Genomic DNA, 12,202 nt, shown 5'->3' with positions numbered 1-12,202 from the left:
TTAAAATTAAATCGAGTTTTTCAACCGGCTCACAGCGGCATTTAATGCTGCGTGGTAACCCATTGCACCTAATCCACATATCACGCCTTGTGCCACATCAGAAAAATACGAATGATGACGAAAGGCTTCACGTGCGTGCACATTACTTAAGTGCACTTCAAAAAACGGAATATCAACACTTAGCAATGCATCACGTAATGCAACGCTTGTATGCGTAAATGCAGCAGGGTTAATTATTATGTAATCAACCGCTTGCCAAGCACTGTGTATTCGCTCAATGAGGGCTTGCTCACTATTACTTTGAAAATGTGCTAACTCAACATCTAGACTATCAGCGGCACTGGTTAGTTCGCTCATAATTTCACTTAGCGTTTGAAAACCGTATTTATCCGGTTCACGCTTGCCAAGCATGTTCAAATTTGGACCATTTATAACTAAAAGGTTAAATTTTGCAGCCATAATACGCGATATATCCTATAAGTAATGAGTTAAGCGGTTGCTAAGTAGTTTTTCGCTTTTAAGTAAGCAGAAAAAAGTAATGTAGCAACAAATTCTCACGTTAACCAACTATTATAGTGATTTCGATGTAAATAGCAGCAAAATACTGGTCCAATCTCTATTTTGGGAACGAAGAACCAGGAGGGAGTCGTAAGCCACTTGGTATATCCAAGTGGCTCTATTGCACTATTATTGTGCGCTGGCGCGCACTGTAGCAAGGTGTTTAGCAAAATCTTCTGCGTTTAAAAAGCCGGTTACACGTTGTGTAGTTAGCTCTTTACCTTGGGTGTTAAAAAACAAAATACTAGGTAAACCAAACACGGTGTACTCTTCCATTAGCTCAATTGTTTTATTGTCACTGTTAGTTAAATCAACTTGAATTAGCTGATAATGGCTAAATTCACTTTGCACTTTGGCATCTGGAAACGTGTAATGCTCAAACTCTTTACACGCCACACACCAGTCAGCATATAAGTCGACCATAACCATTCGACCTTCATTACTCGCTTGCGCTACGGCCTCTTTTAGCTCAGCTAAATCCGCCACCTTTTTAAACTCATTACTTTGTGAGCTTACTTGCACAGCTTGTACTGGCCAAAAGTAGTTTTTAGTTAACGTAAACCCTGTCATAACTAATAGCGTTGCAGCAAACCATAATGCAGTTTTTAACTTGCTTTGTGTTTGGCTACTTTGCCAGTGATGTAGGTAAAGTGCCGTTGCTAATGCAAGCACACCTGCCATTAATAATATAATGTCGGCGTTTACTAGTCGCTCAAGTAATATAAGCGGCACAACGAGCATCACAAAACCAAACAAAGTTTTAACTTGCTCCATCCAACCACCTGCTTTAGGCAGCAATTTACCGCCAGATGTACCAAGTAATAAAAGTGGTAACCCCATACCTAAACTAAGCACGTATAGCGTTAAACCACCCACTAAGTAATCACCACTTTGCGCTACAAATAAGAGCGCCGCTGACAGTGGCGCAGTAGTACACGGTGATGCAATTAACCCCGACAGTACGCCCATTAAAAATACGCCAACGTAGTTGCCGCCTTTTTGGTTATTACTTACTTGGGTTAGCTTGCTCATCATACTGCTTGGCAGTTTAATTTCGTACCAACCAAACATCGACATAGCCAATAATACAAATAGTAAACTAAAGCTAACTAATACAAATGGATGCTGTAAATACCCCTGCACTTGCCCACCAAGCGCCGCAACAACTAAACCAAGCGCTGCATAGGTAACAGCCATGCCTTGTATATATACAAACGACAACGCAAACGCTTTTTTAGTCGAAAGGTTTTGCTGACCCGCAATTAAGCTCGACAAAATAGGAAACATAGGGAATACGCAGGGCGTAAAAGCAAGGCCTACACCAACAACAAAAAATATGAGTAAATTAGTTATTAAGCCCTGACTTGCTAATTGCTCAGTAAAAGTGAGCTCTTTTTCGGTATCATCCGAATTTGTTGTAGGTTCAGTAGTTGGCTCGTTGAGTGCTGCAAATGTACTTTGCGCAGTTGCCGCTTCATCAGTGGCGCTATTTTGATCTACATTTTTAACCTGTGCGCCACTAATAACACTAAGTGGGATGCTAATTACTTCTGGTGGATAGCAAAGCCCTGCTTTTGCACAGCCTTGGTAACGAACTTTAACCACGGCGCCTTCGGTTATATTACTTAGCTTACTAATAACACTCGCGGAATTAAAAAAAACCTCTGTTTTACCAAAAAATTCATCTTCAATAATTTCGCCACGGCCAGAGTCGCCTACTTGAATGTTTGCACCTTTGGCGATAATTTCTATTTTCTTTTTATATAAATAATAGTCTGGCGCTATATCCCAACCTACAAACAAGGTACTGCCTTGCTGGTCAAAATCAAAAACAAACGCTTGGTCTACAGGTAAAAAAGTCTGTTGCGGAGGCCCAAGCAGATCACCAAGCACATTATTAGTCGCAGCCTTTACGGGTACAGTTAATAATGTAACCAACAATAAAAAGAAAAAACGCATTAATTCAGTACCTCGTCCATCCAATTAAAATACGCCAAATTACCGGTTGAAACTTCTACAACCTGAATCTCCGGCACTTCGTAGCTATGTAGCTCTTTTATTGTTAAAAACACATCGTTCATTTTATCTGCTTTTGTTTTTATAAGTAGCTTGGCTTCAGTTGCTTCTGCTACTTCGCCCTCCCACATATAAATAGAGCCCATGTTAGGTAAAATATTTACACAAGCTGCTAGCTTTTTTTCTACCAACGCCCTTGCTAGGCTGCGTGCTTCTGCTTCGTCTTTGCAAGTCGTAAAAATCATTTTAAAATGCGTAGTCATTATGAACCTATTCTTATTGGACAGTGTCTAGCTTCATAGTATCTGATAGCCGATACAATGTGTAGACGCTTAAATATCAGTAAAATGACTATACCTATGCCCTAACCTTGAAAAGAGACCTAGTCACCCTCATTTATATTTCATCAACTCTTTTGAGTGTCATTATTTAGAGAGCGCTATGTTTAGATTTTTATTTGTGTTGTTTATCATCATCCCTATTATCGAAATCGCCTTACTGATTCAAGTAAGCGATGTGATTGGCGGATTTGCAACAATTGCACTTGTTGTTATTACCGCGATTTTAGGTGCCAAAATGGTTAAAACACAAGGTATGGGTGCGCTGCAAAACGTACAAGCGCAAATGGCGCAAGGGCAAATGCCAGCCAAAGAATTATTTACCGGAATATGCGTTGTAATTGCAGGGGTATTATTACTTACCCCTGGCATTATGACCGACGTGTTTGGGTTACTATTATTAACGCCTGCAATTCGTAACAAACTGGCCGCAGGCCTTGCTAGCCAAGCAACTGTTAGAATGAGCGCAGGTAGGCAACAAGGGCCATCGCCGTTTGCTGGGCAGCAACATGCTGAACGAGAGCAAGGGCAAATGGAACGACCAACGACTATTGATGGCGAATATGAGCGAAAAGATTAAAAATTTATCGTTTTTTCTCTTGGAATTTTTCACTCTACCCCCATTAATGAATGCAAATTAGAAAAGCTTTTTTCTGTACTGTTCAGAAACTGTTAGGAGAACTAAAAAACATGAACATTCGTCCTTTACAAGATCGCGTAATCGTTAAACGTCTAGAAGAAGAAACAAAATCTGCTGGCGGTATTGTATTAACTGGCTCTGCAGCTGAAAAATCAACTCGCGGAGAAGTTGTAGCCGTAGGTAATGGTCGCGTTTTAGAAAACGGTGACGTGAGAGCGTTAGAAGTTAAAGCCGGTGACACTGTGTTATTTGGCTCATATGTTGAAAAAGTTGAAAAGATCGAAGGTCAAGAGTACCTGATCATGCGTGAAGATAATATTTTAGGCATTGTAGGCTAAACCTACTTTTCGTTTATAAACATTTAAGAATTTAGAGGAATTTAAAACATGGCAGCAAAAGAAGTACTTTTTGCAGGTGACGCACGCGCTAAAATGCTAACTGGCGTAAACATCCTGGCAAACGCAGTAAAAGTTACATTAGGTCCTAAAGGCCGTAACGTTGTACTAGATAAATCATTTGGCTCACCAGTTATCACTAAAGATGGTGTTTCTGTAGCAAAAGAAATCGAACTTGAAGACAAGTTTGAAAACATGGGCGCACAAATGGTTAAAGAAGTTGCATCTAAAGCAAATGATGCAGCCGGCGATGGTACAACTACCGCTACAGTACTTGCACAGTCTATTGTTAATGAAGGCCTTAAAGCTGTTGCAGCAGGCATGAATCCAATGGATCTTAAGCGCGGCATCGACAAAGCAGTTATTGCTGCTGTTGCAGAGCTTAAAGCGTTATCTGTTCCTTGTTCTGATACTAAAGCAATTGCACAAGTAGGTACTATTTCTGCTAACTCTGATCAAGAGATTGGTAATATCATTGCACAAGCAATGGAAAAAGTAGGCCGTAACAGTGGTGTTATTACTGTAGAAGAAGGTCAATCACTTGAAAACGAACTAGATGTTGTTGAAGGCATGCAGTTTGACCGTGGTTACTTATCTCCTTACTTTATCAACAGCCCAGAAAAAGGCACTGTTGAACTAGATAACCCATTTATTCTACTTGTAGATAAAAAAATATCTAACATCCGTGAATTATTACCAACATTAGAAGCGGTTGCTAAAGCAAGTAAACCACTACTAATCATTGCAGAAGACCTTGAAGGCGAAGCACTAGCTACATTAGTAGTTAATAACATGCGCGGTATTGTTAAAGTATCAGCTGTTAAAGCACCTGGCTTTGGCGATCGTCGTAAAGCAATGCTGCAAGATATCGCTGTATTAACTGGCGGTACTGTTATTTCTGAAGAAATCGGCTTAGAGCTTGAAAAAGCAACAGTTGAAGATCTAGGTACAGCTAAGCGCGTAATTATCACTAAAGATGATACAACTATCATTGACGGTGCTGGTGAAGAAGCGGGTATTACTGGACGTGTTTCTCAAATTAAAGCACAAATTGAAGAAGCTACATCTGACTACGATCAAGAAAAACTTCAAGAGCGCATGGCTAAACTAGCTGGCGGTGTTGCAGTAATCAAAGTAGGTGCTGCTACTGAAATCGAAATGAAAGAGAAAAAAGACCGCGTTGAAGATGCATTAAATGCAACTCGTGCAGCGGTTGAAGAAGGCGTAGTACCTGGCGGCGGTGTTGCACTTGTACGTGCTGCTAGCAAGCTAGCTGATTTAGTTGGCGACAACGAAGATCAAAACCACGGTATTAAAGTTGCACTTCGTGCGATGGAAGCGCCACTTCGTCAAATCGTAACAAACGCTGGCGACGAAGCATCTGTTGTAATTAACGCAGTTAAAGGCGGCGACGGTAACTTTGGTTACAACGCAGCAACTGGCGAATACAACGACATGATTGAAATGGGTATTCTAGATCCAACTAAAGTAACACGCTCTGCATTACAATTTGCAGGGTCTATTGCGGGTCTAATGATCACTACTGAAGCAATGGTAGCTGAAATCCCAAAAGATGAAGCTGGTGGCGCTGATATGGGTGGCATGGGCGGAATGGGTGGTATGGGCGGAATGATGTGATAAACATCACCGTTTAAGCACCTCGCTTATATAAAAAAACCAGCTTCGGCTGGTTTTTTGCTTTTTAGTATAAAAATCATTAATATTGTTTAATTTATACCCATACCTAAGTTACGTATAACTAAGATTTATATTAAATGGATTTATTATGTAATAACACAATATTCATCTTCTTTGTTTTTGTTGCCCTTGTGACTGGGTTATTTTCATTCGTAGTTTGGGCTATGCTCAAAATGGTAACGTGGGGTAAAAGTATGTCTAAGGGGGCTTATTTATTTTTAGCATTCTTTCCGCTTATTTCTATTATTCCTATTATTCCTATCCCACCGCCTACATACGAAAATGTACAAAAAGCAAAACAAGAACAAAAAAAACGCAAAGAAGACTCAGGTGATCCACCCGATGATGAAGACGAACTCGTAAGTTAATTCATATTACATACTGCGGGCATATACCCTACTTGATCGTTTACTAAATATGATAAAAAGCACATTTATTTAATAGTACGGAGTAAACCAAACATGACTAACGTTCAACAACATATCGGCAGCATTGCATTAGTTGTTAAGGACTACGACGATGCCATTGAGTTTTATACTCAAAAGCTAAATTTTGAATTAGTCGAGGATACTAACTTAGGTGATGGTAAACGTTGGGTGTTAATTTCACCTCCAAATTCAAATGGGGCTAATTCAAACGAAACTAATTCGTGCAGGACTAATCTACTGCTTGCTAAAGCCACAACGCCCGAACAAATGAGTGCTATTGGTAATCAAACAGGTGGTCGCGTGTTTTTATTTTTGCACACCAATGACTTTTGGCGAGATTATAATTTAATGCTTTCTAAAGGCGTTACATTTAACGAAGAACCTCGAGTAGAACCCTATGGCACCGTAGTGGTTTTTGAAGACCTATATGGTACAAAATGGGATTTATTACAGCTTAATAATCAGTGAGATAAAGTGACGCTTAAACTCACGTCACTTTATTAACTAACTCTCTTACAATTGGGAATAGATCACTGGGTAGCATGCCCCTTTGCCCATCTCGCTCACTTGCGATATCACCGGCTTTAGCGTGCAGTGTTACACCATAACGTGCTGCTTCATCAATAGTTAAACCTTGAGCAAGTAATGCCCCAATAATACCAGTGAGTACGTCGCCACTGCCGCCAACTGCCAGTGCTGGGTTGCCATCTTCACACACCCACGTGTGCTGGGCATTATCTATTAATGTTCCTGCGCCTTTTAATACACAAGTCGCGTTATAGCGCTTGGCGCAAAGGCGGGCATAATTAAAGCGGTCTGATTCTATGTCGCTGGTACTAACACTTAGCAGTCGCGAAGCTTCGCCTGGATGTGGCGTAAGTACGCATTGCTCTAACACATAAGATGAGGCTTGCTTAGCGAGTAAATTAAGGGCGTCTGCATCTATAACCAATGGCATTTTATTGTTTTGGCAATATTGCATTACTTCATCGAATGTTTGTTGTGCCCACTCGTCTTGCCCAAGCCCTGGGCCAATAACAACGCAGCTTGCCCACTCTAGCGCTTGATGTAAGTTATTACTGCTTACCATAAGCTCTGGTCTGCCAATACTAATAGGTGTTATTGAGCTTTCGTGTGTATACACCCTTACCATGCCAGCACCCGTTCTAAGAGCTGCTTCACTACTTAACCTAATTGCACCTGCAGTACCTTGATTGCCACCAACACATAAAAGCTTGCCATGGCTGCCTTTGTGACTATTGATTGCCCGCGTGGCAATTCCTTTAAAGCTATTAATATTTATCAAGGTTCCTGATGATTGAGCTATACAAGTAAACGCATCGCCAATTGCTAAATCATCAAAAACTAACTGACCGCTATATTGTTTACCTGCCGTCGTTGTGAGCCCTTGCTTTATACCTACAAAAGTAACGGTTGAAGTAGCTTGTACTGCGCACCCTAAAGGCTGTCCTGTATTTGCTTCAATGCCTGATGGAATATCAATGCTTATTACAGGCTTACCACTGTTATTTACAGCGTTAATTATATTCGCAAAATTATCGCGTACGGCGCTATTAAGCCCAGTACCAAGGAGCGCATCAATAACGATATCGCACTCATTAAGAGCATCTTTTGTAAAATGAGAAACCACCCCACCCGCTTCTCTCCATAGCTGCTGCGCTTTTGCAGCATCACCTTTTAATGTTTTTTCGGGTTCAGCAGCGCATACTGTTACCTTTTTACCTGATTGCATAATAAGCCTAGCTACAACGTAACCGTCTCCAGCGTTGTTACCATGGCCAACAATGACTAATGTATGCTGCGCATCAAATAACTGCCATTGCTTATATACAGCCTCGCCTGCTCGCTGCATTAGGGTAAATAAATCGCAATGACTATTTTTAGCCGCTAAAGCTTCATTATCTCTTACTTGTTGTGCGGTAAATAAGGTTTTATTAAGCATAAAGGCTCCTTTAATAGGTGATACTTCACCTTATCAAATACTTATATCTAGCGGCTAGTTCTGTTGGCAATTTTAAACTGCGATTTTATTTAAAGTCTAACACTCCCACTTCAATTTGAGCATGGCTCACTTGAGCACGTCTAACTTGAGCAAGGTGAGCTAATTAAAGTACAATGCAGTTAATTAAAGGCTTGGTTTACTTGTAATCCAAGCCTGTTTATTTTTAGGTAGAGAAAAGCATGGCACAAACTCGCGGTAACTTATTTATTTTATCAGCCCCTTCAGGTGCTGGTAAATCAAGCTTAATCAATGCGTTATTAAAAAAACACGCTGACATGAAAGTATCTGTATCACATACAACTCGCGCCCCTCGTCCAGGTGAAGAAAATGGCGTGCATTATCACTTTGTATCTACAGACGAATTTAAAGCGCTTATTGCCAAAGATGACTTTTTTGAATGGGCCCAAGTGTTTGACAATTACTACGGCACATCAAAGCAGGCTATTGAGTCGCAACTTGATGCGGGTATTGATGTGTTTTTAGATATTGATTGGCAAGGCGCGCAACAAGTGCGCGAAATAATGCCAAGCGTGAAAACTATTTTTATACTACCTCCTTCAAAAGAAGAGTTAGAGCAACGCTTAAATAATCGTGGCCAAGATTCGGCTGAGGTTATTGCCTCTCGTATGGCAAAAGCACAATCTGAGACATCACATTATAACGAATACGACTATGTAATTGTTAATGATGACTTTGAGAGCGCGCTTGGCGACATAGAAATGATTGTAATGGCTCAGCGCTTAACCCTAAAAGCGCAAGAAGAACGCCATCAAGTTTTACTAAATAGCCTGCTTAAATAATTTAAGTCTATTTAAATCAGGCTTAGACAAGTAAAACTGATAAAAATTGAACACTGGCTATTGGCGAAAGTGGCTGCTTGCAGTAAACTACGTCTTTGATTTAAATTATTTTTGGAGTGCTGTGATGGCCCGCGTAACAGTTGAAGATGCAGTAGATGCAGTTGGTAATCGTTTTGACTTAATTTTAGTTGCGGCTCGTCGTGCCCGCCAAATTGCTGTTGGTGGTAAAACTCCACTAGTAGACCCTGAAAACGATAAGCCAACGGTAGTTGCTTTACGTGAAATTGAATTAGGTTTAGTTGATAGCTCTTCAATGGACTTAATTGACCGTGAAGAACAACAACACCAAGAAGCAGCTGAATTAGCTGCAGTTGCCGCTATTGTTGGTGGCAACCAATAATCGACCTCCCGGTCTGATTTAGCCAACGGCGCAGTATTTCTACTATAGCCGTTGGCAATCCTCTCTTTTCATCGTATATTCGTAGCTTACCTAATTTACTTCACTAGGGCTGTTTATCTTTCGAGGTTAAATTTGCAGTAGTATGTTTGGTATTTAGGCAAGGCAGAGCCTATGTAGTGTGGTTATTCCCCATAAATAGGCGATAACGCAGCATAAATGCAAAACATGCGCTGCCTAAAGGGTTCTGCCTAGGGGCACTTTACTCTTTGTTGCTCGATTTTTACTTAGCCCACTAGGCTAAAAACCTCGCGCCACAATTAAATCGCCCCTAGATTGAACAAATTTTAATCCTGAAAGGTCAACAGGCCCTAGAACATTGGAGTGTGAATGTATCTTTTTGAAGGTCTTAAAAAGAAAATCTCAGAATACTTGCCCGCTGCTGATGTAGAGCTGGTTCAAAAATCTTACGTGGTAGCCCGAGAGGCCCATGAAGGACAAACTCGCTCGAGTGGCGAACCTTACATAACGCACCCAGTAGAAGTAACCCAAATTCTTGCAGGCATGCATCTTGACCATGAAACGCTCATGGCCGCGCTAATGCATGATGTAATTGAAGATACTGATTTTAGTCAACAAGATTTAGCCGAGATATTTGGCGAAACTGTTGCAGAGCTAGTTGAAGGTGTGAGTAAGCTCGATAAGCTTAGCTTTAAAGATAAAAAAGAATTCCAAGCTGAAAACTACCGCAAAATGATTATGGCAATGACTCAGGATATTCGAGTCATTTTAATCAAGCTTGCTGATAGAACACACAATATGCGTACTTTAGGCGCATTGCGCCCAGATAAGCGCCGCAGAATAGCGCGTGAAACACTAGAAATTTACGCACCAATTGCAAACCGCTTAGGTATTCACGATATTAAAAATGAACTTGAAGACTTAGGTTTTCAAGCTTTATATCCTATGCGTCATCGCGCACTTAAATCGGAAGTTGCTAAAGCACGCGGTAATCGCAAAGAAGTTATTACTAATATCCAACATGAAATAGAAGCACGTCTTGAAGAATCAGGCATTAAAGCAACTGTGTCAGGCCGTGAAAAACATTTATATAGTATTTATAAAAAAATGCTTAATAAAGAACTGCTATTTAACGAAGTTATGGATATTTACGCGTTTAGAATTGCAGTTGACTCTATGGATACGTGTTATCGTGTATTAGGTGTAGCTCATAGTCTTTATAAACCTATTGAAACACGCTTTAAAGATTATATTGCAGTACCAAAAACAAATGGTTACCAATCGCTTCATACTTCATTAGTTGGTCCTCACGGTATACCTGTTGAAATTCAAATTCGTACTCATGATATGGATCATATGGCCGACAAAGGTGTAGCGGCGCATTGGATGTATAAAAAAGCAGGTGATGGCGCAGGTAATACTTCGCAGCAACGTGCTCGCCAGTGGATGCAGAGCTTATTAGAGCTTCAGCAAAGTGCGGGTTCATCATTTGAATTTATTGAAAATGTAAAAACTGAGCTATTCCCAGAAGAAATTTACGTATTTACACCAGATGGGCGTATTGTTGAGCTACCAATGGGTGCTACCGCAGTCGATTTTGCTTATGCCGTGCATACAGATGTAGGCAACACCTGCGTAGGCGCTCGCGTTAATCGCAAGCCGCACCCTTTAAGTAGGCCCTTAGATACAGGGCAAACTATAGAAATAATAACAAGCTCAGGCGCTCACCCTAATGCAACATGGCTAAACTTTATTGTTACTGGTAAAGCGCGTTTGGGCGTTCGTAACTACCTTAGAAGCCAGCATCATGAAGAAGCTATGCTTTTAGGGCGCCGCTTACTTGATTCAGCATTAGGTGAAAACAAACTAGATAGCATTGCTGATGAAAATATAGCGAGAGTACTTGAGGAGCACGAACTAACAACGCTTCTTGAATTACTTGTAGAAATTGGCTCTGGTAACCTAATGAGCATGTTAATTGCCAAACGCCTATTACAAAATGACAGTGACGACTTAACTGATATTACCAGCCAAGCCAAAGCGACCATTATTGGTACTGAGGGCATGCTAGTTAATTACTCTAAGTGTTGCCGACCTGTACCTGGCGATGCTATTACAGCTCATGTAAGCCAAGGTAAGGGCCTGACCGTTCACCGCCAAGAATGTAAAAACATCCGTGGCTGGGAAAATGAGCGCTCTAAATACTTAGTTGTAAAATGGGACGATAACCCAGAGAAAGAATATATTGCAGCTCTGAGAGTTGAAATTATTAATCATCAGGGGGCTCTGGCTAAATTAACCAATGTTGTTACTACAACCCAAGCCAATATTGTAGAAATAACCACCGATGAAAAAGAAAGTAATTTATACGTGATAGATTTAGGGGTTACCGTTAAAAACCGTATCCACGTTGCTAACATTATGCGCCGCATTCGCGTTATGCCTGATGTACAAAAAGTCTATCGTAAAAAGTAAAATAGGAAACACATGAATAAAGCATTTATCTCTACCGACAAAGCACCTGCTGCCATTGGCACTTACAGCCAAGCAGTTAAAGTAGGCACCGCTGTTTATTTATCTGGTCAAATTCCATTAGTGCCAGAAACGATGGAAATGATTTCAGAAGACTTTAGTGAGCAAACGCATCAGGTATTTAAAAATATCACTGCGGTATGTGAAGAAGCTGGCGGGCAAATTCAAGATTTAGTGAAAATAAATATTTATCTAACTGATTTATCTAACTTCGCGACTGTAAATGAAGTTATGAGCCAATACTTTAAGCAACCTTACCCAGCGAGAGCTGCATTAGGTGTTCGTGCACTTCCAAAAGGTGCACAAGTTGAAATAGATGGAATAATGGAACTTCCTTCTACCAATTAAGTATTACA

At 40.6% G+C, this 12,202-nt stretch carries 13 protein-coding genes; 9 read left to right on the top strand and 4 right to left on the bottom strand.

The features are described 5' to 3' along the window. Positions 1-6: 6 nt before the first annotated feature. The 3 genes from aroQ to cutA form a co-directional block, all read right to left on the bottom strand. A complete protein-coding gene (gene aroQ, locus H5088_RS11705; RefSeq protein ID WP_002958841.1) occupies positions 7-459 on the bottom strand; it encodes a type II 3-dehydroquinate dehydratase in 453 nt (150 codons plus the stop codon). Positions 460-687: 228 nt separating this feature from the next. Beyond that, positions 688-2,517, bottom strand: coding sequence for a protein-disulfide reductase DsbD (locus tag H5088_RS11700; RefSeq protein WP_182752927.1), 1,830 nt, complete (start codon positions 2,515-2,517; stop codon positions 688-690). After that, positions 2,517-2,837: a divalent-cation tolerance protein CutA gene (cutA, locus tag H5088_RS11695; protein WP_002958839.1), complete on the bottom strand. Its 321-nt coding sequence runs from the start codon at positions 2,835-2,837 to the stop codon at positions 2,517-2,519. The genes H5088_RS11700 and cutA overlap by 1 nt, the downstream gene beginning before the upstream one ends. 178 nt (positions 2,838-3,015) lie before the next feature. On the opposite strand from cutA, the gene H5088_RS11690 reads away from it, so the two are divergent. The 5 genes from H5088_RS11690 (at position 3,016) to H5088_RS11670 (ending at position 6,541) form a co-directional block, all read left to right on the top strand. Further along, positions 3,016-3,492, top strand: coding sequence for an FxsA family protein (locus H5088_RS11690; RefSeq protein WP_002958838.1), 477 nt, complete (start codon positions 3,016-3,018; stop codon positions 3,490-3,492). A 110-nt stretch (positions 3,493-3,602) separates the two neighbouring features. After that, a complete protein-coding gene (locus H5088_RS11685) occupies positions 3,603-3,890 on the top strand; it encodes a co-chaperone GroES (RefSeq protein ID WP_007580032.1) in 288 nt (95 codons plus the stop codon). A 48-nt stretch (positions 3,891-3,938) separates the two neighbouring features. Beyond that, positions 3,939-5,585 carry a chaperonin GroEL gene (groL, locus tag H5088_RS11680; RefSeq protein WP_182752925.1) on the top strand — a complete coding sequence of 549 codons (1,647 nt, stop codon included), beginning with the start codon at positions 3,939-3,941 and terminating at the stop codon, positions 5,583-5,585. Positions 5,586-5,722: 137 nt separating this feature from the next. Beyond that, positions 5,723-6,013, top strand: coding sequence for a hypothetical protein (locus H5088_RS11675; protein WP_182752953.1), 291 nt, complete (start codon positions 5,723-5,725; stop codon positions 6,011-6,013). 93 nt (positions 6,014-6,106) lie between these two features. Beyond that, the gene (locus tag H5088_RS11670; RefSeq protein WP_182752923.1) at positions 6,107-6,541 is read left to right on the top strand and encodes a VOC family protein; all 435 of its coding nucleotides are present in this window, start codon (positions 6,107-6,109) and stop codon (positions 6,539-6,541) included. Between the two features lie 19 nt (positions 6,542-6,560). Here the strand turns inward: H5088_RS11670 and H5088_RS11665 are convergent, their stop codons facing one another. Then, positions 6,561-8,036 (bottom strand): NAD(P)H-hydrate dehydratase, encoded by a 1,476-nt coding sequence (locus H5088_RS11665; protein ID WP_182752921.1) that lies wholly within the window; start codon positions 8,034-8,036, stop codon positions 6,561-6,563. 239 nt (positions 8,037-8,275) lie between these two features. Between H5088_RS11665 and gmk the strand changes: the two genes are divergently transcribed. The 4 genes from gmk (at position 8,276) to H5088_RS11645 (ending at position 12,194) form a co-directional block, all read left to right on the top strand. Further along, the gene (gene gmk, locus H5088_RS11660) at positions 8,276-8,896 is read left to right on the top strand and encodes a guanylate kinase (protein WP_182693853.1); all 621 of its coding nucleotides are present in this window, start codon (positions 8,276-8,278) and stop codon (positions 8,894-8,896) included. 124 nt (positions 8,897-9,020) lie between these two features. After that, on the top strand, positions 9,021-9,296 hold the full coding sequence (gene rpoZ / locus H5088_RS11655) for a DNA-directed RNA polymerase subunit omega (protein WP_002958829.1): 276 nt from the start codon (positions 9,021-9,023) through the stop codon (positions 9,294-9,296). Positions 9,297-9,683: 387 nt separating this feature from the next. Further along, positions 9,684-11,789, top strand: a complete 2,106-nt coding sequence (gene spoT / locus H5088_RS11650) for a bifunctional GTP diphosphokinase/guanosine-3',5'-bis pyrophosphate 3'-pyrophosphohydrolase (RefSeq protein WP_002958827.1) — start codon at positions 9,684-9,686, stop codon at positions 11,787-11,789. A gap of 12 nt (positions 11,790-11,801) precedes the next feature. Continuing rightward, complete coding sequence (locus H5088_RS11645) at positions 11,802-12,194, top strand: RidA family protein (protein WP_002958826.1); 393 nt, start codon at positions 11,802-11,804, stop codon at positions 12,192-12,194. The last annotated feature ends 8 nt before the right edge of the window (positions 12,195-12,202 follow it).

The organism is Pseudoalteromonas sp. SR43-3 (genome assembly GCF_014163875.1).
Lineage (GTDB): Bacteria > Pseudomonadota > Gammaproteobacteria > Enterobacterales > Alteromonadaceae > Pseudoalteromonas > Pseudoalteromonas distincta.
Note: the sequence above shows the minus strand (reverse complement) of the source record. Positions and strands in the feature narration are given on the sequence as shown.

What these genes read in the sequence shown, in the direction of transcription:
- aroQ (WP_002958841.1), bottom strand. Translation starts at nt 459, where the DNA reads ATGGCTGCAAAATTTAACCTTTTAGTTATAAATGGTCCAAATTTGAAC.
- rpoZ (WP_002958829.1), top strand. Translation starts at nt 9,021, where the DNA reads ATGGCCCGCGTAACAGTTGAAGATGCAGTAGATGCAGTTGGTAATCGT.
- H5088_RS11685 (WP_007580032.1), top strand. Translation starts at nt 3,603, where the DNA reads ATGAACATTCGTCCTTTACAAGATCGCGTAATCGTTAAACGTCTAGAA.
- H5088_RS11645 (WP_002958826.1), top strand. Translation starts at nt 11,802, where the DNA reads ATGAATAAAGCATTTATCTCTACCGACAAAGCACCTGCTGCCATTGGC.
- H5088_RS11675 (WP_182752953.1), top strand. Translation starts at nt 5,723, where the DNA reads ATGGATTTATTATGTAATAACACAATATTCATCTTCTTTGTTTTTGTT.
- spoT (WP_002958827.1), top strand. Translation starts at nt 9,684, where the DNA reads ATGTATCTTTTTGAAGGTCTTAAAAAGAAAATCTCAGAATACTTGCCC.
- H5088_RS11665 (WP_182752921.1), bottom strand. Translation starts at nt 8,036, where the DNA reads ATGCTTAATAAAACCTTATTTACCGCACAACAAGTAAGAGATAATGAA.
- H5088_RS11700 (WP_182752927.1), bottom strand. Translation starts at nt 2,517, where the DNA reads ATGCGTTTTTTCTTTTTATTGTTGGTTACATTATTAACTGTACCCGTA.
- H5088_RS11670 (WP_182752923.1), top strand. Translation starts at nt 6,107, where the DNA reads ATGACTAACGTTCAACAACATATCGGCAGCATTGCATTAGTTGTTAAG.
- cutA (WP_002958839.1), bottom strand. Translation starts at nt 2,837, where the DNA reads ATGACTACGCATTTTAAAATGATTTTTACGACTTGCAAAGACGAAGCA.
- H5088_RS11690 (WP_002958838.1), top strand. Translation starts at nt 3,016, where the DNA reads ATGTTTAGATTTTTATTTGTGTTGTTTATCATCATCCCTATTATCGAA.
- groL (WP_182752925.1), top strand. Translation starts at nt 3,939, where the DNA reads ATGGCAGCAAAAGAAGTACTTTTTGCAGGTGACGCACGCGCTAAAATG.
- gmk (WP_182693853.1), top strand. Translation starts at nt 8,276, where the DNA reads ATGGCACAAACTCGCGGTAACTTATTTATTTTATCAGCCCCTTCAGGT.